Annotated in this window: 17 protein-coding genes; 7 read left to right on the top strand and 10 right to left on the bottom strand. The window is 54.9% G+C overall.

The window, feature by feature from the left end; genetic code table 11:
• The first annotated feature begins 11 nt into the window (after positions 1–11).
• The 5 genes from LOC67_RS01675 to LOC67_RS01655 all read left to right on the top strand — a co-directional run bounded on the left by LOC67_RS01675 (position 12) and on the right by LOC67_RS01655 (position 10,642).
• The gene (locus tag LOC67_RS01675; RefSeq protein WP_230260723.1) at positions 12–1,886 is read left to right on the top strand and encodes a PQQ-binding-like beta-propeller repeat protein; all 1,875 of its coding nucleotides are present in this window, start codon (positions 12–14) and stop codon (positions 1,884–1,886) included.
• 163 nt (positions 1,887–2,049) lie between these two features.
• Positions 2,050–3,747 (top strand): L-lactate permease, encoded by a 1,698-nt coding sequence (locus LOC67_RS01670; protein ID WP_230260722.1) that lies wholly within the window; start codon positions 2,050–2,052, stop codon positions 3,745–3,747.
• 299 nt (positions 3,748–4,046) lie between these two features.
• Positions 4,047–7,931, top strand: coding sequence for a protein kinase domain-containing protein (locus LOC67_RS01665; RefSeq protein WP_230260721.1), 3,885 nt, complete (start codon positions 4,047–4,049; stop codon positions 7,929–7,931).
• 306 nt (positions 7,932–8,237) lie between these two features.
• Positions 8,238–8,972: an ABC transporter ATP-binding protein gene (locus LOC67_RS01660; RefSeq protein ID WP_230260720.1), complete on the top strand. Its 735-nt coding sequence runs from the start codon at positions 8,238–8,240 to the stop codon at positions 8,970–8,972.
• On the top strand, positions 8,969–10,642 hold the full coding sequence (locus LOC67_RS01655; RefSeq protein WP_230260719.1) for a hypothetical protein: 1,674 nt from the start codon (positions 8,969–8,971) through the stop codon (positions 10,640–10,642). The genes LOC67_RS01660 and LOC67_RS01655 overlap by 4 nt, the downstream gene beginning before the upstream one ends.
• A 50-nt stretch (positions 10,643–10,692) precedes the next feature.
• Here the strand turns inward: LOC67_RS01655 and LOC67_RS01650 are convergent, their stop codons facing one another.
• Positions 10,693–11,559: an OmpA family protein gene (locus tag LOC67_RS01650; protein ID WP_410001107.1), complete on the bottom strand. Its 867-nt coding sequence runs from the start codon at positions 11,557–11,559 to the stop codon at positions 10,693–10,695.
• A 215-nt stretch (positions 11,560–11,774) separates the two neighbouring features.
• Complete coding sequence (locus LOC67_RS01645) at positions 11,775–13,055, bottom strand: OmpP1/FadL family transporter (RefSeq protein ID WP_230260717.1); 1,281 nt, start codon at positions 13,053–13,055, stop codon at positions 11,775–11,777.
• A 290-nt stretch (positions 13,056–13,345) separates the two neighbouring features.
• Here LOC67_RS01645 and LOC67_RS01640 point away from each other — a divergent pair, with 290 nt between their 5' ends.
• Positions 13,346–13,834 carry a response regulator gene (locus LOC67_RS01640; RefSeq protein WP_230260715.1) on the top strand — a complete coding sequence of 163 codons (489 nt, stop codon included), beginning with the start codon at positions 13,346–13,348 and terminating at the stop codon, positions 13,832–13,834.
• Positions 13,835–13,837: 3 nt separating this feature from the next.
• On the opposite strand, the gene LOC67_RS01635 is transcribed toward LOC67_RS01640, so the two are convergent.
• The 5 genes from LOC67_RS01635 to LOC67_RS01615 all read right to left on the bottom strand — a co-directional run bounded on the left by LOC67_RS01635 (position 13,838) and on the right by LOC67_RS01615 (position 18,081).
• Positions 13,838–14,887, bottom strand: coding sequence for a potassium channel family protein (locus LOC67_RS01635; RefSeq protein WP_230260713.1), 1,050 nt, complete (start codon positions 14,885–14,887; stop codon positions 13,838–13,840).
• Positions 14,888–14,956: 69 nt separating this feature from the next.
• Positions 14,957–16,171: a hypothetical protein gene (locus LOC67_RS01630; RefSeq protein ID WP_230260711.1), complete on the bottom strand. Its 1,215-nt coding sequence runs from the start codon at positions 16,169–16,171 to the stop codon at positions 14,957–14,959.
• A 59-nt stretch (positions 16,172–16,230) separates the two neighbouring features.
• Positions 16,231–16,464 (bottom strand): DUF4032 domain-containing protein, encoded by a 234-nt coding sequence (locus tag LOC67_RS01625; protein ID WP_230260709.1) that lies wholly within the window; start codon positions 16,462–16,464, stop codon positions 16,231–16,233.
• Positions 16,465–16,721: 257 nt separating this feature from the next.
• A complete protein-coding gene (locus LOC67_RS01620; RefSeq protein ID WP_230260707.1) occupies positions 16,722–17,612 on the bottom strand; it encodes a LysR family transcriptional regulator in 891 nt (296 codons plus the stop codon).
• Positions 17,613–17,664: 52 nt separating this feature from the next.
• Positions 17,665–18,081, bottom strand: a complete 417-nt coding sequence (locus tag LOC67_RS01615) for a secondary thiamine-phosphate synthase enzyme YjbQ (RefSeq protein ID WP_230260705.1) — start codon at positions 18,079–18,081, stop codon at positions 17,665–17,667.
• Between the two features lie 576 nt (positions 18,082–18,657).
• Here LOC67_RS01615 and LOC67_RS01610 point away from each other — a divergent pair.
• Positions 18,658–18,882: a hypothetical protein gene (locus LOC67_RS01610; protein ID WP_230260703.1), complete on the top strand. Its 225-nt coding sequence runs from the start codon at positions 18,658–18,660 to the stop codon at positions 18,880–18,882.
• Positions 18,883–19,005: 123 nt separating this feature from the next.
• Here the strand turns inward: LOC67_RS01610 and LOC67_RS01605 are convergent, their stop codons facing one another.
• The 3 genes from LOC67_RS01605 to LOC67_RS01595 are packed head-to-tail and all read right to left on the bottom strand — an operon-like array spanning position 19,006 to position 24,204.
• Entirely contained in the window at positions 19,006–21,516 is a 2,511-nt protein-coding gene (locus LOC67_RS01605; RefSeq protein ID WP_230260701.1) for a ligase-associated DNA damage response DEXH box helicase, read from the bottom strand.
• Complete coding sequence (locus tag LOC67_RS01600; RefSeq protein ID WP_230260700.1) at positions 21,509–23,161, bottom strand: ATP-dependent DNA ligase; 1,653 nt, start codon at positions 23,159–23,161, stop codon at positions 21,509–21,511. Before LOC67_RS01600 ends, LOC67_RS01605 begins: the two co-directional genes overlap by 8 nt.
• Positions 23,158–24,204: a ligase-associated DNA damage response exonuclease gene (locus LOC67_RS01595; RefSeq protein ID WP_230260699.1), complete on the bottom strand. Its 1,047-nt coding sequence runs from the start codon at positions 24,202–24,204 to the stop codon at positions 23,158–23,160. The genes LOC67_RS01600 and LOC67_RS01595 overlap by 4 nt, the downstream gene beginning before the upstream one ends.
• Positions 24,205–24,215: the final 11 nt, after the last annotated feature.

Genomic DNA, 24,215 nt, shown 5'->3' with positions numbered 1-24,215 from the left:
GAGAATTATCCATGACTGATAAACAAAGCTCATCTGACATGCCTGAAGAAGCTTCCATCTCCCAAGATGAACACAGCCACACCGACGACACCAATTCGGCCTCACCAACCGAAACGTCGACAGCGAGCAAACTTCGAACTTGGCCCGCTTGGATTCTGCTAACGATCATCCTGGCTTTGCTGGCCGCGCGAAAGATGCCCACCATGGCGCTGTCACTCATGATGGCGTCTTTTTTAGGGCCGGCGATTGCAGGCGTGTTCGTGATTCTCTGGTGGTGCTTTGCGAGTCGCGGCAGTGTCAAAGAAAAGGTCATCGGAACGCTGGGCTTCTTCACCATCCTAGGCGTCGCGATTGTTCTGCTAGATCAGTCCATGAAAGACATGGCGACGATGGTGATGGTCATCCCGACCGCCGTGCTTGCTTTCCTTGTCTCGCTTATCCTGTTCGCTGCCAAACCGCAAAAACGGGTGCATTATGCGTTGGTGGCGAGCGCAGTGTTTGTGAGCTATTGGGAAACCCAGCAACTGCAAGGCCTGACGGGACGGTTTGAATCGGAGATGCTGTGGCGTTGGGCGCCGACTCCGGAGGAACAGTACCTGGCCGAACTCAAAAAACGAGACGACACGGCCGTTCCCAGTGCCGAACCGATTTCATTCGCCTCGGCTCCCTGGCCATCGTTCCGTGGCCCCAAGCGTGATGGCGTCTTACACGGAGTCAGCCTACAAGAAGACTGGCAAGCCAACCCGCCCAACGAAGTTTGGCGACAGAAGATCGGTCCCGGCTGGTCATCATTTGCCATCGGTGGCGATCGTTTGTTTACACAGGAACAACGTGCCGAAGATGAAGCAATCATCTGCTTGGATGCGAACACGGGACAACAGATTTGGGAATTCACCTATCCCAGTCGATTCTGGGAAGCGATTGGTGGCGCCGGTCCTCGTGCGACTCCGACGATTATCGAAAACGCCCTGTCCGAAAACGCCCTGTCCGAAAACGCCCTGTCCGAAAACGCCCTGTCTGAAAGCGCTCTGTATGCAGTCGGCGCCGACGGAATCGTTCTTCGCTTGGATCCAAATACGGGAACCGAAGTTTGGCGTCGCGATTTGAAAGAAGACGCCAAGCGAAGTGCGCCTCCGTGGGGATTCTCGTCATCGCCGCTGGTCATCGACAATAACGTCATCGTCCACGCAGGTGGAAAGGACGACCTCGGACTGCTGGCCTATGACAGCCAGACAGGTGACATCGCGTGGAAAGCACCATCAGGAAGCCATAGCTATAGCTCACCTCAGTTGGCAACGATCGCGGGAACCGAAGGCATCTTGATGCTGACCAACTTCGGAGTCGATTTCCATTCACCGTCGACGGGTGAAGTCATCTGGAGCTACGAATGGAAAGTCGAAAACTATCGTGCCTTACAACCGCTTGTTGTCGACTCTAGTGTCTACCTTGCAACCGCACTGCAAGACGGCACGCGCAAGATCACCGTTTCAAAATCATCGGACGATGGAAAGTGGAGCACCGCCGAAGACTGGACATCGCTTCAGATGAAACCAGACTTCAATGACTTCGTCTATCACAAAGGCAATATCTATGGTTTCGATGGCAGTGTCTTTGCCTGCATCGATGCGGAAACTGGTGAGCGACAATGGAAACGAGGACGCTATGGGAATGGACAAGTCTTGCTACTTGCGGATTCGGATCAGCTGCTGATCATGTCCGAAAAAGGCGAAATCGTCCTCGCGAAGGCAACACCGGATCGCCTGACCGAACTGGCGAAGATTCCTGTGCTCGAAGGTAAATCGTGGAACCATCCGGTCGTCGTGGGGAACAAGCTTTACGTTCGGAACGCACGAGAAATCGCCTGCTTCGAATTGCCGCTTCAATAGTTTGATCGCCAACCTTTCCCGGCGATTGTGATCGCATCCATCGTCTGCGATGTTGCGAACAGTTCAAGCGCGAACACGAACACCGCCGATGCGAACACCGCCGATGCGAACACTGCTATGATGCAGCGTTCGCTACCGGTTTCGTGTGTGGAGAAGGGTTCGCTTGATAGATAGCCTCGTATCGCTTGCCGCTTTCGCCCCGATTGTTGTGGTCGCGATTCTGTTGGTCGGATTGCGGCTTCCCGCATCGCGAGCCATGCCGATCGCTTATGGCAGTGTCGTCGCGTTGGCATTGGCCATCTGGCAAGTCGACTTCGCCACCGTCGCGGCGGCATCGGTCAAAGGATTAACCGTGGTGATTCAGCTGCTGTGGATCATCTTCGGCGCGATCCTATTGCTAAACACATTAAGCGAAAGCGGCGGACTGGCAACCATTCGCAGTGGCTTCACTCGGATAACGCCCGACCGGCGTATCCAAGTCATCTTGATCGCGTGGCTGTTCGGAACGTTCATCGAAGGCAGCGCGGGCTTTGGCACACCTGCAGCGGTTTGCGTGCCGCTTCTCGTTGGGCTCGGCTTTCCGGCGATGGCAGCCGTCATCTCTGGCATGATCATTCAAAGTACGCCAGTGTCATTCGGTGCCGTTGGCACACCGATATTGATCGGCGTCAAAAATGGACTCACTGGCAGCGAGAGCGTCGCCCGGTTCGCACATCAACAGTTGGCCGCCGGCGAAAACATTTGGGACACCGTACTGCCACTGATCGGGGCTCGTGTCGCGACCGTTCATATGGTTTGCGGATCGCTGATACCGCTGTTCCTTGTGGTCGTGATCACCAAGTTCTTCGGCCAACGACGTTCCATTTCTGAGGGACTTCGTGTTTGGCAGTTCGCGGTGTTCGCATCCTTTGCGATGACGATCCCGTCCACGCTTATTGCGTACTACTTGGGTCCAGAATTCCCATCGTTACTAGGCGGGCTGATTGGGTTATCCATTGTTGTGCCTGCGGCAAAATTTGGGTTCCTCGTCCCGGATGAACCCGCATGGGATTTTCCCGACCGATCCACATGGACAGCCGGTTGGAACGGCAGCACCGAAATCGTTATCAAGAACTCCCACCGCCCGATGCCACTGTGGCTAGCCTGGACACCCTATGTCCTTACCGCTGCATTATTGGTCATCACGCGACTGCCACAACTGAGCATCGGCAGTCGCTTGAAAGGCTTGACCATCCCGGTCGACAAGTCAACTTGGGAAGGCATCTTTGCCAGCGAAGTCAACATTCAGCCGATCGCCCCGCTGTATCTACCCGGTGCGGTTTTTCTGATTGCCTGCATCGCCACGATTGGGTTACACCGAATGAAGGCTGTCGCTGTCAAAGCAGCCTTCCATCGTTCGGCTCGCATGGTCGGATCCGCTTCAATCGCTCTTTTGTTTGCGGTCCCAATGGTGCAAGTCTTCATCCATAGCGACGGTGGCGCCGCAGGCTATGAATCGATGCCGACGAAACTTGCCATGGGGGCGTCAGCTCTGGCGGGCCATGCTTGGCCTGCGATCGCACCGTTGGTCGGTGGGCTGGGCGCCTTTGTCGCCGGAAGTAACACGATCAGCAACATGATGTTTTCGCTGTTCCAATTCGAAGTCGGCGAACACATCGGTGCGGATCCGTTTTGGATGGTCGCCTTGCAAGCCATCGGAGGTGCTGCGGGCAACACGATCTGTGTTCACAACGTCGTCGCCGCTTGTGCCGTTGTCGGGCTGGTCGGCCGCGAAGGCGATGTCATCCGCAAAACAGCGATCGTCTTTTTCTATTACGTTACCATTGCCGGCATTGTTGGCCTGCTGGTGGCCAGCCAATAGCCTGGACCTTCTGAATCACCCGACAGACGGACGTAACGATCACAGACAACAACAGTCGACGATCGAACGAAAAAACGGGCGATTCTGCTAATTGAAAGAAGCTTTCTGCTAGAGAATGACCTAACCGGAAATTTGATTGGCAAACTTACTCAAAAGTTCGTCGCAATGCCGTCAGATCGAATTGCTAGCTCCTGGACCATTCTTTTTTTGTTCGAGACAATTACGCAGTCGGCAACGAAGTCTTGCCCACTTGCCGAGCAAACTTGGCTATCATCAACTTGAGATTGACGGGAAACTGATTGTCAAAGGCAGATGACATGCATGATGAAGAACATGTGCGAGACATCGGCATCTCCGTGGATTCTGCAGAAGCAGAAACGCTTGACCAGGATGGCAGTGTCGCCGGAGGTGGCGAGCTCGAATTCAAAGTTCATTCAGAGTCTCCGACTCACGTCGGTGACTACTCGATCCTGACGTTGATTGCCAGCGGCGGCATGGGACGTGTTTATCGTGCACGACACGCCAAAGGCGACCGCGATGTCGCACTAAAAGTCATCGCGCGTGATCTGCCCTCTTCTCGGTTATTGGCCCGATTCGAATGTGAACGAATCGCGTTGGAGATCATGGATCATCCCAACATTGCCAAAGTCTTGGATTCCGGATTTGATGAATCCGGTCGCCCGTTCGTGGTCATGGAGCTGGTGCATGGGACTCCTATCGATGTTTACTGCGATAAGAACCGTCTGCGGCTTAGCGAGCGTCTGAAGCTGTTTACCCAAGTTTGTGATGCGATCCAGCACGCCCATCAGAAAGGCGTGATCCATCGCGACATCAAACCGTCCAATTTGCTGGTGCAGTCCCAGGATGACGATCAAGCGATTGTCAAAGTGATCGACTTTGGACTTTCCAAATCTTCTCACAACGAAAGGATCATCGATTCGTTTGATCAAACGCAAAACGGCGACCTGATCGGTACGATCGAATACATGAGCCCCGAACAGGCACGGGTAACAGATGCCGACGTCGATTCCCGAACCGACGTGTATTCGCTGGGCGTGATTCTGCACCAACTGCTGACCGGACAATCACCGATCGGTCGGTTGCGATCATTGACTGACAATCTGGAAAGCTTACTGCGGACGCTACGAGAAGAAGACGTTCGCAAACCGAGCCAACACGTCAGAACCGCCGGTGACGATGCCTTTGGTGTCGCACACTGCCGTCGACTTACACCGGAACGTCTCGCGTCATCTTTAGAAGGCGACTTGGACTGCGTCGTTCTAAAAGCGTTGGAGAAATTCCCGACCCACCGTTATCCGACCGCCGCGGCACTCGCCGATGACGTTCAACGACATCTATCGGGTGAAACGATTCTGGCCAACCCACGGCCGCTGATCTATCAATTCCAGCGATCGCTTGTTCGACACCGCTATCTGGCGATGACCGCAGCCATCGTCATGCTGGCCCTAGGCATCGGTTTGGCAACATCGATCTATATGTGGTCGCAAAGCGAGGTCCAACGCCAGCGAGCGATCATCGCTGAACGTTATGCTCGCGAAGCAGCTGACCATGCGACGCGAGTTTCCGAGGAATCACAACTGCAGCGCGACGGAGCGATCGCGGCTCGCCAAGCCGCCGAACAGATGGCTGCGCAAACGCACTACCTGCTCGCGCGTGACCGCGGCGAACAAGGACGGACCCGAGAATCGCTTCGATTGCTGCACCACGTCCCTCCCACCGAACGCCAATTCGAATGGTACCTGGCGCGCAACCGTCTTGATTCAAGCCTGCGAACATTTGCAGGGATGGCTAAATCAGCCAAAGCAGTCGCATTTGGTCCACTGTCCAACCAGGTCATATCAACCACGGATTACGGGCAGCTGGTCCGCTTTTCGCTACATGATCCTTCGACGCTGCCATTGCAACACTTCGATGATGACATCGTCGGGCCAGTCTGTCTGGATACATCCGGGCGATGGATGGCCAGCGACACCAGCGAAGATGGTTTGGTCATCATCGACACCACCAGCGGTGAAATCCATTCGCGAATAGACGCGGTTGCCGGAAGGGTCGCTTCGTTGTGTTGGCAAGAGACCGACGCATCTTTGACCGACACACCGCTCCTCGCGATTGCGACGTCGAATGGAAAAGTCTTAGTGCTAAACCCGTTTGAACAGCAAACGATTTATCAGTTCCAGCATTCATCGACTGATATTCATTCGCTGCAACTTTCGCCCGATGGCCAGTCTGTTTTACTGATGAGTGGGATCCAGTGGGGTGCCGCGGCGGATGGCTTTTTGGAGATGTATGCATCATCGGGAAAGCTACTTTGGCAGAGCCAAACGAACGAAACTCCTGTCCGTTGCTTCACGTTCACGCCGGATAGCAAAAAAATTCTTGTAGGAGACTCCGAGGGCCGCATTCGTTTACACGACGCACTCAACGGGGATCTGATTCGCTACTACGCAAGGTGCAGCCAAGCTCCCGCATCGATCTGCTGCTCACAAGATGGCCAGCTATTCGCCGTCGGACGAACCGACGGGGCGATTCAAACGTGGCGGACGGATACCTACCATTCTTCGTCGCTTTTGTGTGGGCACACTCGATCCGTCACGGCGCTGCGGTTTCATGCCAACCATCGCCATTTGCTTTCCGCCGGTCTGGACCGATCCGTCAAACTTTGGACCGTTGATGATTCACCGTATCGCCCTAGCGACGCACCGGAAACGTTGGCATCGATCGATGGGATTGCCGGCGCAATCGCAGTTGATCCGGAAGGCAAATTCATTGCCTTCGCCGGCGGTGATCTTTTGCGCAACCACAGCGACGAACAGCAAGCTAGCTCCGCCATTGAACTGATTGACACGATAACCCATCGATCGCGAAAACGCTTGGTGGGTCATGACGATGGCATCCTGTCCATATCCGTTCGAAGCGACGGAAAACAGCTTGCCAGCGCCAGCATCGATCAAACGGTTCGTGTTTGGGATCTATCAGACCGGCAGAACGGACCTTTAGTTTTGCAGCACGACAGTTGGGTCTCTTCGGTCGAATACTCGCCTGACGGAATGATCATCGCCAGTGGTACCTCGTCCGGAATCATCCGTTTCTGGGATGCAATCTCCGGTAAATTACTGCGAAGCTTCCGTTCCAGTGACAATGTCAAGTCCGTCGCATTCAGTGACAATGGACGGCGATTTGCAGCTGGCGGCAGTGACGGAATCATTCGTGTTTGGGAAACCGATTCTGCAGAACGCGTTGGATTGATCGATGCCAAAACCGATCGCCTGCACTGCCTTCGTTTTCTTGACGACGGAAACAAAATCGCCTCCGAAACGGTGGAAAGTTCGATCGCGATTTGGGATATCGAAACACAACAGGTCGATCGCCGTTTTGACGGCCATGACCGAGTTGTCCGGTCAATTTTGCTGCACCCCGTTGATCGCCGTTTGATTTCCTGTGGAGACGATGGCACAGTCCGAATCTGGGATTTGGATTCGACACGTGAATTGGAATCCATCCGCCTAGCCGACGCGAAAGCTTGGACGATCGCTCTATCGATCACCGGCGACAGGCTTTACGCGGGGCTGCGCAGTGGCGACGTCGTGCAGTGGGAGGCCAATCGAATCGAACCGGCAAGTGAACTTGTCTTGTATCGCGACCAGATCAAATCCGCCAGCATGAACAGCGAAGCAAATCTGATTGCCACGGCGGGACGAGACGGCAGCCTTGCGTTATGGGATCCGGCAACCGGTCGACGGCTTTCCAAGACCGACGCCGATCACCGCGTCATCACAGCGATCATGGTTTCCTCGGATCGTTCGCGTTTGGTCGCGGCGACCGATTCGGGGCAACTCGACATCTATCGAATCCGCAGCGATGCCAATTCCAAATTGCTGATCCAACCGGTCGCATCACTTCGGCAATCGAGTTCGATGATTACCGCGTTGGCGTTCGGCCAATCGGTTGACGAGATCTTCGGACGAACATCCCACGGGCGAATCTTCGGTGTCACGCTAAACAACCAGCAGCTAGGCGAACACGACATGGCTCAGGTGTCGGATCTGCTACGCCAAGCCTATCGGTTTGAGGGCGAAGTCTTTCGTCAACTTCATCATGCGACATCACCGAGCAGCTCCTCCAGTTCGATTCGACTGCATCGCCCGTTGGTCGCGGACAATTAGTCGCTGAACTGTCGCGCCGCTGGCAACGTCTCGCCGGCCTTAACTGACAAGCCGAATCTTCAGACAGTAATCGGCTGGCTGCCAAACGAGCGACCGCCAACGATCTTGAAGTGTGGTTCAATCGAGGGACGGCGGACACGGACAACGTTTCGGTCCGATTGCTTCAGATAACATCACCCCCTCCAGAATGCGGTCAAGCGATGACGATCGTCTCGCTTTCGCTGGCGAAAATGCGGCGTTGCATAAAACTGTGACCTACTCTTCACGCAGCCCCGACCTATTCACCCGCACTACTTGGCACGGCTCATGCTACGCTGTGAAGAGCTCCGCAAACTATACGACAACCATCTCGCCGTCGATGGAGTCTCGTTCTCCCTCGAACCGGGGAGCATAGGAGGACTTGTCGGTCCAAACGGAGCGGGCAAGACGACAACGATGCGTTGCCTTGCGGGTTTGATCCCCGCGACGAGCGGTCGCTTGACGGTCGCGAATTGCGAATTGACCGACTACAACTCTTCCAGCCTCATCGAATTGAAGCGGCGTCTGGCCTATGTCCCCGATGACCCACCATTGTTTGACGATTTGACCGTCGGACAACACATGGAGTTCATTGGCCGAATCTATGACGTTCCCGATCGTCAGGCCAAGTCAGAAGAACTGCTCGAATATTTTCAGCTTGCAGAAAAGATCGACGCCGGGGCAACAACGCTATCTCGAGGGATGCGGCAAAAGCTTGCCATCGCTTGTGCTTACCTATTCGATCCTAGCGTCATCCTGCTTGACGAACCGATGACGGGGCTCGATCCGCCAGGCATCCGACGCCTATTGGAATCAACCCGCCAACGTGCCGCCGCGGGGGCGACAATCATTATCTCCAGTCACCTGCTGGCGATGATCGAAGACGTTTGCTCGCACCTGATTGTGATGCAAGACGGAGGGCTGCAGTTCTTTGGGGACGTCGAAGAATTGCGTCAACAGTTTCCGTCTGCCAATTCGCTTGAACAAGCATACTTTGAGGCTACATCCGCAGTCACAACATGACCAATCCACTGCGACACCTGCTTTGGCTGACCGCACGTCGAGGCCTTTTCCGTCTCCAACGCGGATTTACCCGTTTGCGCTCGCCACGAAGAATCGTTGCGTCGGCGATCGCGATCGTATTCCTTAGCGTCTATGTGCTCAACGGCGTACTGATCCTAGCGACACGTCGGACAGCCGATCCCGAGTCGCTTCGGCTATGGCTATCCGGCGGGATGGTCCTTTACCTGATCTACCACACGGTGCGATGTGTTTGGACCGATCGACAGGTCGATATGGAATACACCGCGGCAGAAAACCTGTGGCTCGGTGGGGCACCGATCACACGTTCGCTATTCGCGGGATACAAAGTCACCAGCGTGATCTGCTCGGCGGCACTAAAGACATTCTTCCTGGCAATCGCGCTTGCGCCCGATGTTCGGCACGGATGGCTTTTGGCGGTTGGTGTCTTTGCGGCCTTGATGATTTTGGAAACCGTGCGAATTACTTGGCAGCGGTTTGTGACCGGGATCTCTAAACGAAATCAAATCTTCTGGCGAGCGTCGCTTTCGGTCGTTGCTGCCGCGGCGGTTATCCAAATGCTTGCCGAACTCGTACGCATCACCCCACCGGGTTCCGGACCGGGGATCTATATGATGCACAGCTTTAGTGCGATCGGAAACGTCGCATCGAGCACCTGCATTCAGTGGCTGGCGCTACCATGGCAACCGGCAGCCTCACTGGCGACAACCTCGGAACTTTCGTCGCAAACGTTCTCGCAGCTGATCGCCTCGGTATCTTTGATCCCGGCCGGCATCGTCATGATGGTGCGTGTGGATCGCTGGGCCAATCACAGCCGCCTACAGCGTGAACGCGAAGCGTTGGCTAAAGGACAATTTGGAAAAGCCGTGGCCGCGAGTCGATCCTCGGTCGCTTCACAACGCTCGTTCCTGGATGCCATCGAGCGTCGACTGCCCTCACGAACACACGATGCGTTGGCACTTGTATGGCGGCAAGCTTTGTCCGTACGACGATACCTCGGAACGATCCTGTTCAGCTTCTGCCTTCCTACGCTGCTGTGCCTTTCACCACTGCTGACCGGCCGAGTGTCCAATCAGTGGGCATTTGTCGTTGCCGGGATCGCGCTGTGCACCATGCTTTTGGCCCCACCGGCACTTCGCATCGATTTCCGGCGTGACCTAAAACGCATGTTGCTTTTGCGTGCCCTACCGCTCAACCCGATCAACGCAGTACTTGGCCAGATGCTGCTGCCGATCCTGATCACGATGGCATTTCAACTGACAACGTTGGCAATCGCGGCTATCGTGGTTCATCCCGGTTGGTCACAAATCCTGGGATGGGCAGGCATGCTTTCGGCACTGGCCGTATTTACATTCGCAACCGAAAACGCACTGTTCTTGGCTTATCCACACCATGAACACGCACAAGGCCTGGGGATGGTTGTTCGCGCCAATGTGATGTTCCTTGGCAAAGCGACTTTGATCGCCGCCGCCGTGGGAGCGCTGCTGGTTTGGGTGACCGTCTGCCGCGCGTTGTTCAACGAAAGCTACATCGCCCCGATCTATATCAGCGGTGCGATTATGGGAACCTGGACGTTGGCCATTTGCGCCGTTGTCGTCACATCCTGGTGCTGGCGACGATTTGACATCGCTTCAGATTTGCCGCCCGAATAGTTGCCCGGCATCCAAGCCGTTCCGATCTAGAACGACGGCCTGTTCCAGATCTACTGGAAGGTCTCTGGATAGATCACCAATTCGATCCGTCGGTTTGCGGCCCGCCCGGAAGCAGACGCGTTTGATCCGAGAGGTCGATTGGCGCCTTGGGCGACAATAAAGAACTGCGAAACGGGCATTCCGGCTTGTCTGGTCAAGACATCCAGAACCGCTGACGCCTGGGCCGAAGCGAGTTGATGTGCGGCAGCCGATCCGCCCATGCCGCCTGCGTTGTCGGTGTAGCCTTCGATACCGATCTTTTGCCTTGGGAACAGACTTCGAATCTGTGCCGCGACCGGATAGATGATCTGGCTCGCTTGTGGCATCAACTGAGCCGTCCCGGGCGCGAACAGCTGATCGCTAGGGATTCCTATGCGGATTCGCTCGCCATCACGCTCCACCGGAAGCCCGCCCAGGTTCAAACTCGATGCCAGCTGACCGAGATTGGTGTTGGGGACGATCGATGCGCCGCCACGTCGCTGTGTCGACGCCTGAAAGCCACGCACTTGGTTCTGTGCGTCCTTCGCCGCCAAACGCGCGTCGTCAAGTTGTTGATTGGTAGCGGCCAGCTGCTTGCGAACCAGCGACAGTTCTTCGCGATAGACCTGCGACTGCTGCTCGCTCTGAGCCAGCTGGGTATGCAGTTGGCGGTTGTTGTCGTCAAGCAACTGAACCCGTCGGGTTAGTTCCGCCAGACGTGCATCGTTAGGATTGGCCGCCTGACCAATCCCGGGGCTAAGCGGTCCTGTTTGAGCCGGATAAGCGCCCGATCCGGGAACGGCCAAGTACGGATTTTGGCTACATCCACCAAGCACGCAGCATGCCGCTATAGCGACACACCACAGCGGGAATGAGCAATGAAAGATCCGCAAGTTCACAGGTCCGACCGATCTGGCGTAACAATCCAGGCAGCATCCAAACCACCAAGTATCGGCAACAAATAGACCGCGTCTCCAGCAGAATCAAGATCAATTCCTATTCTGCCTTTATCGATCCTGCTTCAAGCTTTGCTAGCAATTGCCCGAATCGCGTTCGCACTAACGTTCATGTCAGCGGTCTTCGGACCGGAGTCGGCTAAGCGAAGCCGCTTCGATTACCGGCGACGCAGGCTCAGTGAAAACTGGTGGGCACTCGCTGAAGAACCGCTATTGTCGAAGTCACCTCCGATGAAATCACTGGTTCCCACGGTCACGTCCGGACCGAACATCCACTGGTAAGCGAAGTCCATCTCGTATCCGTGCCAGTTCCATCCGTAACCGAATGCGATCGCGTGTTCGATTGTCGTTTGGATAAATGGCGTCAATGTCGAGTTGGGGATCGGGTTGCGGTGATAGGTGTATCCCATCCGGAACACGTTTTGATTTGCCAGCTCTTGTTCAAAACCGAACCGCAACGAAACCGTATCACGCCACTTCAACGGAATAGACTCGTCCAGTGTTGGGGCCAGGACTTGAAAAACAGGATTGTCTGGACTGGCCAACGTCAAATCCATCTGCCGGTAAGCACTTGCCCAGTCAAGCCAAATCGCGTCGAAGGAAAACGTGCGTTGGGCGGCTGTCCGATGAGCGATTCCGGCTCCCAGCAAGCGTGGCCAAGTCACATCGAGACGAGAGTCGTAACGTGCACTGCCCGCCAATGGGATTTGCGCAACCGTCGTCCCATCGAGAGTCATGTCGGCTTCTTCGAGATAAGAAACACCGATGGTCGTGTCTTCGGTCAGGTCGTATTGAAAACCGATCGACCAATGGGGTGCGATCCCGGTCCCTTGAACATCAACGCGGGTAGGTGTCCCTGCCAGTGCATTGGGGCCTTGTAAGGTATACGGGCCTTCGAACTCGACGTGGCTGATCGATGCGCCTAGGGTCGCACCAAACGACAGCCGATCGGTCAAATTGATTGACACCGTTGGCAGGATCCTTGCCAGCGCACCGATCGATTTATAGTGCTGCGGACCGGAGAATGGTGCGGGGCCGTTGAGCATGTATTCGGCAGCGAAACCGGCCTGCGAAAACATCCCGATGCCGACCATGACATCGTCATCAAGTCGCTTGGCAAATGCGATTTCGCCGATCGGAAAGGGATTATCAATATCGCCAGTCTTGGCATTGTCGGTATCCCAGTAGTCCAAATCGGTCATCAGCAAATGCCCACCGATTTCGAACAGATGGTCGCCTTGATTGCCGACCAAACCTGCGGGATTGTCCAGCATCACGTGAGCATTGTCTCGGTGAGCGATGTTGGTTCCACCGCGACCGATACTGCGAGCACTAACGCCGTCGCGGATTGTGCCATCAGCCTGGAGATTCGTTGCGACAATCAGACCTGTCAGAGCCAGAACTGTTTTTAGGGACGATCGTTCAAACCAAAGTCTCATTACCCACTCGCTCCATCACGTAGCCAATAACTTCCCGTCAAACTCAACAGAGGCTTTCGATCAATCGTTAAGGCTGGTCGCCAGACTTTGAATGATATGAACAAAGATCCCATGTGAGGGAAATCCCGCGACTGATTCGAACGGGTCAGTAGTATTCCTGATGTAATCTTTGCTGATGACGCGAACTCGGACGCGCTGCAAGAACGACGTGCACTGACAGACGGATACCGGCAGAAAGCGACTTTTCTGACAAGCGTTAGCGCGGAGGTCTAAACGCATGGAGCGATTCTATGTTCGATCGTGACAAGAACATTTCCAATAGCAAAATACTCGTAATCGACGATGAGCAAATCGTCATCGATGTGATCACTGCGCATTTAAATGTTGCAGGCTATTGGAATGTTGTCGGAATCTGCGACTCCATTGACGCCGCAGGCCGGATGAAACAAGAAAGCCCGGACTTGGTGCTCGTCGACATCTCGATGCCCGACGTCAGTGGCAATTACCTGCTGCAAGTCGCTCGCGATGAGCCCTCGCTAAAGAACGTGCCAATCATTGTCGTCACCGGGAATGATTCGCCCGAGATCCATCGACGCGCCATCGACCTGGGCGCCAGAGAAGTCTTGATGAAACCGGTCGATCCACGACGATTGCTGAAGCGAGTCGAGCACGCATTGGATTCGAAAATCCGACGCGACGAGAACACACACCAGCAACGGTTGCAGCGGAGCAAACCCGCGAACGAAATCTACCGTGAGCTGCGTGGACGATATCGATGAGTCTCAATCAACCGTATCGATCAATCCGTACGTCTTTTTAAAACTGGTCACGTCCTTCTGCTTTCCCATCACCAGGACGGTCTCACCAGATTTGAAAACGCGGTCACCTGGCGGATTAAAATCCAGCGTATCCTCTTTTGTTTTTACGGCGACGACCAATAGCTGATCTCGATCACGAATCCGCAGTGCGGCGATCGATCGATTCTGCAAACTGCTGCCCTCAGGGATGGCCAGTTCGTCCAACATCAGGTCTTGGAATTCGGGCTGCGTCAACGACGAAAAGAACTGCGCCGCGGTCGGACGTGTTACCAGACGTGACATGTATTCGGCGACCATCTGGTGCCCCATGACAACCTCGTTTGCGCCAGCCTGACGTAGCTTCCGCGAGGTGCTCTCTTGGTCAGCGAGTGCAACGATGCGGATCGAGGGACACAAGTTGCGAGCCGACAGAGTGATAAAGACATTCTCGGCATCACTTGGCAATGCGACCACAATCGCCCCCGCCTCAGAAATGTGTGCCTCCTTCAATGCCTCTTCATCAGTGGCGTCGGCGTTGATGGCCAGATACCCCATTTCGATCGCCTGCTGATAGTTCGAATGGTCGATCTCGACAATCACGAACCCTCGATTTAAACGGGCAAGCCCCTCGGCCAAGATCGGTCCGCTCTTCCCAAAACCACAAATGATCGTGTGGTTCTTCAGCCGAGATATTTCTCTTTCCATTCTTCGCAGCCCGAAGGCCCGATCCAATTCGCCTTGCAGCGTCAACTGAATCAAGCCGGTGAAGGTGTAAGCCCCAGCGGTTGTCCCCAACAGGATGACCGCCATTGATAAGATCTGTGCCGGGACGTCATGGTCGCTGTGCTCGCCATAGCCAACGGTCGAGATCGTAATCACGACCATCCATAAGGCTTCGATCCATTCATAGTTTGCCAGGTACCGAAAACCTAAAAGTGCGAACAGCACCACCGCCGCCAACGCGGTCGCACCACGCCGAATTTTTGTAAACGGCGAGTTTGGTGAGCGAATCGGATGCGGCGGTCGAACGTTCATATCTCACAAAATACGTTGCCGAGCGGACGTCGCAAACCGCAGTGCTGGCGGAGTAGTGAACTTCACGAATCAAATTTCTTCGTCGACGAAGATAATGTGTCTGAAGTAATGCTGTGATTCAAAACTGGCTCCGAGCGCACCGATCAGCAATCCCAGTGACGCGGTAAACATTGCCATCTGCGGCCAGTCCCACCAGGATAATTGCCGAGCGCTATTGACGGTGGAACTTGCCCAGGTCGCGACCAAGTCCCCCGGGAACAAGACGCTACTGATCAACGTCCCGATCAAAAACAATGTCGCCCAAGTCGTTGCCATTCCAGTCAAGACGATTCCGAAGGCAGACGCGGAGGTAACAACCGACTGCTCACTACGGCGATGGCGACGTCGGACCAGCAATTGCTGACGGATTACCACATAGATGGTCGTCGCAAGCAGCGATCCTAGGAATAGCAGCCAAACCCGCACGAAGCTCTGCGCAAGCGCCAAATCCCAAGCCTCCGCGGTCATAAATAAGACCGCGATGGTTGAAAACGATGCGATGGTCAAACGACTCAAACGCTGTGGAAATTGCCACGGTCGCGCCGCACGGATCGCCTGAAAGATCTCGCGTCGATTAATCAGTGCGGCTCGCAGGCCAAACAAGAATCGTCCCATCCGCTTGCCAACACGCTCTTCGAGACGCTGGTCGGCGATCTCTAGAAACGCAGAACGCTGACGCTGCAAGAACTCTTCATCGATCCCCGCCATCATGTCCAGCGCCGCCGCAGACGGTGGATGATAAAGCAGATCGTTGGGATGATCCGAACGCGGCAGCCCTGCAAGGTGCCCTAACGCGTGCAGCATTAAACGGCTTAGTCGTCTGGCGATTCGGGCGACACGTTCACCGTGGTCGACTTCCACGCCCAGGGCCTGCGGATCGATTAACGATAACGAGATGACAGCCGCATCGAGCGGACGGCTCAGTGCCGCAAAGCAATACGGCGAATAGTTGCCAGTCAATTCCGCCCCCGTCAGTACGAATGCGAAATCCCAATGCTTGGCGTCGCGTTCTTCGACGGCCTGCTGCAACAACAAACTGGGTTCGACGCGGCCGCTCCCTTCGCTAACCGAAGCGGTCATTTCGGGACGCTTGATCTCGAAGAAATCAAACTTGAATCCCGGGAACAGCTCACTTAAACGCGCATCGGTTTGTTCGACCGCCAACTTCGTTGACCGAGCATCGACGGCATCTAGCTTTCCGGCGACGATCACGCCGATCTCGATCAGGTGTAATTCCAAACTCACGACGACTGGTTACTGCCTCACGTTGTCCATCCCGGTCGTCGCCATTGGGCCGACCGCGGCTACATCATAGCGGCTCGGGAAAGAAATCGCTTTAGGAAGCCGCCGATTCGGTTCTTCGGCTTCGCGTCCGAGACCGCATCGACTTTTTCGCTTGGTGCAGCGACATTTTCTTTCCAGTCCTCGAACGCAAAATCCCAGCCGACGTCGTATCCGGCCTGCTCGCTCAAAAAGTATTTGTGCCGGTTGATTTCCTCAACTTGCTCTTCACTCAGTGCACTGTAGGAATCTTGCATGGCGATTGCTCCCATCGCGAATTGGCAGAAAATAATGATGCCTCGAACGCCTCACCGGACCTCACGGCACTACCTGGCCAGCGAACAATCGGATTATTCAAGCCACCCCTCGTCCGTCAATCGCGAAAAACAAGTTCGACGATGACCTCCCAATTGTGGGGCAAGTTCTTACTTCGGATGCCATCAACGGGGATGACGAATGATTGCAATCAATAAGGTCTGCTAGCTCAGTACCTGGACAAGCAGTCGCATGGTGTTCAAGACGCATCTGAACGCCGAACTTCCGAGATCAGCATTTCACGCATTGACTGAATAAGGCGGCTTTGGAATCGGTATGGATCCCAAACCATCGCGATCGTGCGAGTCGGTTTCGCACCTGCGATTGACCGATAGACTCGCGATTTGGATTTATCCAGCTTCGCGGCCATCTCGGGAACAAACGAAACACTATCGGTCAGCGACACCAACTCCTGCACCATCGACAGTTGGTTCGTTCTGCCAACGGTCACCGGTTGAAATGAACGTCCACGGCAATACGTCGAGATCGTATCCGACAGGCAGTGTGCCTCATTGAGAACGACAAAGGGAAGCGATTGAATGTCGGCTGCGCGAATCTGCTTTTTATTTCTTAACGGATGCTTTGCAGCTAGAACGAGCAGCAATTCTTCTTCGAACAACGTTTCGAGTGCGAGATGCTTCCCCGCAATCGGAAGAGCGATGACGAGTAGATCGATTTCGCCATGCGAACACCCGGCCAACAGATTCTGCGTCGTGTCCTCGTGCAGTTCGACATTCGCCTTGGGATATTTCTCTGCGAACCGCTTTAGAAACGGTGGCAAGAAATAGGGAGCAATCGTCGGAATGACACCCAATCGGATCCGGCCCGATTTCCCATCGTCGGTAATCCTGGCCTTGGTATCATCGATGATCGCCATGATCTGCTCGGCCCGAGATTTCATCAGGATGCCGGCGTCAGTCAAATCAAGCGACTTGGACTTGCGAACCACGAGCGGAACCCCGAGTTCGTCTTCCAATTTTTGGATCGAACGGCTTAGCGCCGGCTGCGAGATAAGCAGGTCTTCGGCGGCGCGGGTGAAGTTGCCGATCTCAGCCAACTTCAAAAAATACCGTAACTGATCGATTTCCATTGAGGCTGGCTGCGAACTCGGTTGTCTGAAAGTTAACTTCGAAGCGTTGCGATCACTCGCCCATCAACGTCACGACCAGCCGCCGTGAACCTCCACGATCGCGATGTTCACACAGGTAAATGCCTTGCCACGTTCCGAGCAACAACTCGCCTCGGCCGACGGGAATCTGAACACTCGCCCCCATCATACTGGCCTTCACATGGGCCGGCATGTCATCGGGACCTTCCAGCGTGTGGACGTAGGGCAACGATTCGGGAACGGCGTGGTTCATTACCGTCTCGAAATCAACGCGAACATCCGGATCGGCGTTCTCGTTAATGGTCAGCGAAGCGCTCGTATGCTGAATAAAGACGTGCAGCAAACCGGTCTGAATCGACTTCAGTTCAGGGATCGCCCGGACCACTTCGGACGTGATCAGATGAAATCCGCGGCGATGTGAAGGAAGTGTTATTGTTTTCTGAATCCACATGATCCGCCCAAAATGACGAACTGACCGAACTAATTAGAGGAGCTTTTCAAAAATTTTTGAAAAAATTTTCACCCCCAGGCTTACACAAAACCTAGGTAATCCATCCCGATTGGGAAGGGGCGGGGGGCAATGGCCTCCTGCACGTCTCCACCCCCGCTTGACGAAATCGAGGCGTTCTGATCCGCCGACGGCAGTACACAGCGTTAAGATTCGCCCCCTTGACACGCAAATCTCGCATAATGAGGTGCTATCAAACGCCCCCGCAAACTGAACCCAATATGTACATGCGGCCCCACGATTCTGGGGCGATCGATCGGCAGTGCAATGTGACGGTCATCAAGCCACCCACAATTTTTCTTGACTCACGCATTTGGACGTCAATAATCCCTCGTCGATCAGTTGTCGCGACGACATTGCTCTCTTTTTCACAAGCAATGTAAATGGCGGTTCGCAGACAATCACGAATACAAACCATTCGCTGCTTTCCATGAGGAAAGCAATAACAGATACGCCATGTAAGGCCGAATGATGTCGGTCCTGGCACTCCAAGAGGTAGATTCGAAACAGATGAAAGAAATGAGCCGTTGCAAGAACGTTTTTGAAGCAATCCTGCGTTACGGGCATGACGAAGATTTCGTCCCACACGAAGACGACAATTTTGACCCAACCGACGCTCCCGCAGGCAGCCCAGAGAAGATCGAAGTTTTGCGTAAACGTGTCGAACGTGGACAGCCTTTGTGGCACACCACCGACCGCGTTGATTACACCGGTTTGACCGGAGCGATCCGCCCTCGCGAGTAATTTCTTGCGAGTGAAGTGAGTGACCCAGATGAACCCCGTTGGCGACGCCAGCGGGGTTTTTCTTTGCGCCAATCACAACCCGATCGTCACTCGAAAATTCCCCCGCTGCTAATTGCTGCTTCATCAGCCCGCAGCCTTCTCTAAACTCGCTTGCAAACGTGCCACTCGATCGGCGAGCGTCTCGCTGCTGACCCTCTCGCGCAACTTGTCGACCAACAGCGGAAACGCCAGCGGTGTCACCTTTGGCGGCTCAGTCACCAGTAAACGACAACCTTCGATCCGCAACAGCGCGTCTCGCATCCGGCTGGCTTCTAACTGAAACTGCAACACCTCACGCCGCGACTGCAACAGCAGCAGGTTTTCGGGATCGTACTTTTCAAACACATCAAAAAACAAGTTGCTGCTCGCCTGCAAGTTCTTGTTCGACTTTTGTTGGCCTGGAAACCCGTTGTGGATCAGACCTGCGACACGAGCGATCTCGCGAAATTGACGCTTCGCCATTTCTGTCGAGTTCATACTGGCAACGATTTCTTCGTCCAGATGCTTGGGCGACAAAAGGCCGGCGGCCAACGCGGATTCGACCGGTATTTCACTCGCCGATTGCAGCACAAGGCCATAGTCATTGCAGGCCATCGACAGTGACAATTTTTGATGCCGGCTGATGCGGTATGCAAGGACCGCGGCCAGACCTTCATGCACCAAGCGGCCTTCAAAAGGAAACATGAAAACCTGATAGCCGGTGCGTGTTTTGATTTTCTCGATCAGGAACTCATCTCGTGCCGGCAAGACACTCCATCGTTTCTGAATCTCGAAAAGGTCCTTTAGCGCCTTCATCTCCGGACCGATCAGTTTGCCCTCGGCAGCCTCCTCAAGCTTGCGTCGCAGCGCATCGCTAAGCTCTGTCGAAAGCGGCATTCGGCCGCCCATCCATCGCGGAACCGTATCAGGCGTTCCGGTGGCTCGCTTTACATACGCGGCATTGTCACGAATCCGAACCAAGCTGACCAAACGACCGGCAAACAGAAACCGATCGCCCGGATTCAATTTCGATAGGAAGTACTCCTCCGCTGTACCAAGCGTTGTTCCCTTGAGGTACTTCACCTTCATCGCGGCGTCGCTCACGATCGTTCCGATTCCCATTCGATGCATGCGAACCGTCCGCTTGTCTTGAACGACATAGCGATCATGTTCGAGTACAACACGTTTGAATTCGGGATAGCGTTCGAGTGAGCTGCCGCCGCTAACGATGAAGTCCAGCACCCAATTCCACTCTTGTTCGGTGAGATCTCGATAGGCATAGCAATCGCGAATTTCACGAAACATCTCTGCCGATTTAAATCCACCACCGATCGCCACGGTCACCAAGTGCTGTGCGAGAACATCCAGTGGCTTGTGGTGCGATTGTTTCGATTCCAAGTCACCGCGTTCGATTGCATCTTTTGCCGCCGCCAGTTCGACCAATTCGATCGCATGCGTGGGGACAAACGACATCTGACTGACCGCATCGGGACGGTGACCGCTGCGTCCGGCCCGTTGCAAAAGCCTAGCCGCCCCCTTTGGACTTCCGATTTGAACAACAAGATCGACCGCCGTGAAGTCAACGCCGAGGTCAAGACTGCTGGTACAAACAACGGCTTTAAGCGTGCCTTCTTTTAAGCCGGCTTCAACCCATCGACGCACCGATGCGTCCAGCGATCCATGATGCAGTGCGATCTGACCTGCCCAATCAGGTCGATGAGCCAAAAGGTGCTGGTACCAGATTTCCGTTTGGCTTCGCGTGTTCGCAAACACAAGCGCCGACTCGTTTTTCTGTAGCTCCTCTGCAACCTGCGGGATCATCTTTGTGCCGATGTGCCCTGACCAAGGAAAGCGTTCGATCTTGCGTGGAATTACTGATTGCAACTTCAGCTTTTTCCTTCGATAGCCTTCGATAATTTTGGTCGGCCGCGTCGGTGCTGTCCCCACCAACGTTGCCATCGCCTCCGGTAGGTTGCCCAGCGTCGCGCTCAGTCCCCAGGTCCGTAGGTTGGGGTTCAGCTTTCTCATTCGGGCAAGCGCAAGCTCGGTCTGGATGCCCCGCTTGGTGCCTAGCAGTTCATGCCATTCGTCAACGATGATCGCTTCGGCGCTGGACAACTGCGGCTGAAGCTTTTCATGCGTTAGCATCAACGACAGACTTTCGGGTGTCGTCACCAATGCGGACGGAAGTTTCTTTAACAACCTCGCTTTCACACTGGCTTTCGTATCACCGGTTCGACTTTCCAAAGTCCACGGTAATTTCAGTGCATCAATCGGCTGGCGAAGCGCCGATTCGGTATCCCCAGCAAGGGCTCGCAAAGGAGTGATCCAAAGGACACGTAACGGTTCGGGTTGTTTGGGATTCCACGTCGCACGATCGCGATTCTGCTTTAACCACGATAGGATCGGTGCAAGCCAAACGGCGAGCGTTTTTCCGGTCCCGGTCGCTGAGTGAACGAGTCCACTTTCGCCACGCCCGTAGGAGTTCCAAACGCTGGCCTGAAAGCGAAACGGCTTCCAACCGATCTCTGTAAAGAACTGTTCGATTAAATCACGCGGCTCAATTCGGTCGATCGAAACCGACGCCGCCGAACTCTTTGCCGCACGCTTACTCATTGGGAAGCAGCGCCTTGAGGTCGCTAAGCTGATTGGCATCGTTCGGCTTTTTGTCATGCCGCCAACGGAGAATCCGTGGGAAGCGTGTCGCGATCCCGCTTTTGTGTCTTGTACTGCGACTAAGCCCTTCAAACGCTAGCTCGAAGACCAATTCCGGCGTCACACTTCGCACCGGGCCGAATGATTCATTGGTGTTTTGTCGAACAAAGCGATCGACTTGACGAATCTCACCGTCATCGAGACCACTGTAGGCTTTCGCAACGGGAACCAACGATCCCTCATCCCAAAGGGCGAACGTGTAATCGGTATAAAGACTGGCACGCTTTCCGTGACCCCGTTGAGCATAGATCAACACCGCATCGATGGTGTAGGGCTGAACTTTCCATTTCCACCATGTCCCGCGAACACGTCCAACATCGTAGACGCTGTCCCATCGCTTAAGCATCAGACCTTCACTTTGCCGCCGACGGCTGGTTTCACGGAGCTTGGCCCGTTCCAACCAATCGGCTTGTTCAATCAGTTCGGTAATTTGAAGGCGTGGATGATTGATCGACCCCATCAAGCTTTCTAGATGACTACGGCGCATCCGGAATGAATCTTTGCGAATGTCGTCACCGTCCAGTTCCAGTAAATCAAACGCATAGAAGACGGCCGGAACCTCGCTGAGCAACTTCTTTCCGACACGTTTCCTTCCGATTCGTCGCTGCAGCTGGGAAAACGGCAAGATGCCTTGGACCTCGCCATGTTCATCTAGATCACATGCCAAGATTTCTCCGTCGATCACAGTCCCGTCAGGCAATTCCTCCGCAGCGAGCTCAATCTCAGGCCAACGGTTTTCCATCAATTCTTCGCCGCGGGACCAAAGAAACGTTTGCCCTTCGCGACGGATCACCTGACCACGGATACCATCCCATTTCCATTCCGCGGCAAACTCACTGGCGACACCGATCGTCGAAGCAATCTCGGCCGCTTGCTGCGGTCCGCCGTCGCGATCAGGCGAAGTAGCTTGCTCGATCGGATACGCCAAGCAAAAGGGATAGGGGCGACTGACTTTGGTATCGACGTTATTTGGATCGATGACCGTCTGATAGAACTCCGCGTTTGGCTCCCAGTCGCCCATCAACCGGTGTGCGATCGCTTCCGGCTCGATACCAGATGCTTCCGCCAATGCTCGGGTGACCAAGCGTTTGCTAACCCCGACCCGTAAACCGCCTGTGATCAATTTCATGATTACGAATCGAGTCTTCGCATCGGTCTGTTGCCAGATCTCGACCACAGCGACACGCTGGTCTTCAGGATCCAGAGGACGAAGCGGTAGCAACTTGCTTCCGATCCAATCGCTTAGGCTTCCGTCCACATCGGATTGACCGGGTGGCACGATCAAAGAGATCGTCTCGGCCAAGTCGCCGACGGACGAATAAGATTCTTCGAACAACCAGTCGGGAAGCTCAGCGACTTCGGCAGCCCATTGACGAAGTAAACGGCTTGGCACCAGCTGCCGAATCTTTCGACCCGACAGAATATAAATGGCCCAAGCGGCGTCATCGGCAGGTGCTTCGGAAAAGTACGCCGCCATGGCCGCGACTTTTTCGTTCGTCTTCGTTGTCGAATCCAGGCTCCAGTACATCTCGGCGAAGCGTTTCATTCCGTCGCCTCCTGTACCGAGTCCTTTCCCTCGTCATCTTCACTGTCGTCACGTCGACCGGTTTGGTCCAACGCGATCGCCGTTCGTCCGATCGAGTTCAGGTACCTTGCAAGAATCGCCGAGTAGCCGTGGTGCACCCAAACCTGCTGCGGGTTACAAAGCTCGATGGCCTTTAATGTTGTCGTCCAGTCAACATGATCGCTGAGCACGAAACCGCGATCAGCCGCCCTGCGACGGCGGGTCCCGCGGATCATCATCCAACCGCTTGCCATCGCTGCGCTGACATTTCCGAAGCGGCGCATCCATGGTGTCCCATGGGCACTGGGCACGGCGACCACCATCGCTCCGGCAAAGTCCGCTTTTTGCTTGACTTCACCAACGTAGGTTGTCATCGGTAGGTGAACTCCCGACGCTCGGTATGCCTGAACGCCTTTTTCTACCGCACCATGCGTATAAATGGGTCCGATCGAAGGCTCCAGCCCGGCAAGCAAGCGTTGGCTCTTTCCGACCGCGTAGCCATACAGCAAACAACACTTGCCTTCATCCGCGCTGCGTCTCCACCAGCGATTGATACTCGCAAAAATCTCGTCCTGATCCTGCCAGCGATAAACGGGCAGTGCAAACGTCGATTCGGTCACAAACAAATCACAAGGCACCGGTTCCCAGCTTTCGCAGGTCGGGTCAGGACCAAGCTTGTAGTCGCCTGCAACGACAGCGATTTGGCCGCGATATTCCAAACGTACTTGTGCCGATCCCAAGATGTGCCCGGCCGGATGAAAGCTAACCCGGACGCCGTGATGCGTGACCTGTTTCCCGTAGGGCAAAAAATCAAATTGAGCATCCGGCGACATTCGCATCCGCAACAGGTGCTCGCCCTCTTTTGCCGAAAGGTATTGCTTACACCCCCACCTCGCGTGATCGGTATGTGCATGCGTCACAACCGCCCTTTCGACGGGGCGTCTGGGATCGATGTAGAAATCACCGATCGGACAATACAGCCCTCGTTCGGTAGACTCCAATAGCGGGTGGCGGATGGTTTCCATGGGACAGGATA

This window comes from Stieleria sp. JC731, from assembly GCF_020966635.1.
Taxonomy (GTDB): domain Bacteria; phylum Planctomycetota; class Planctomycetia; order Pirellulales; family Pirellulaceae; genus Stieleria.
This window is presented reverse-complemented; position numbering and strand designations above follow the sequence as displayed.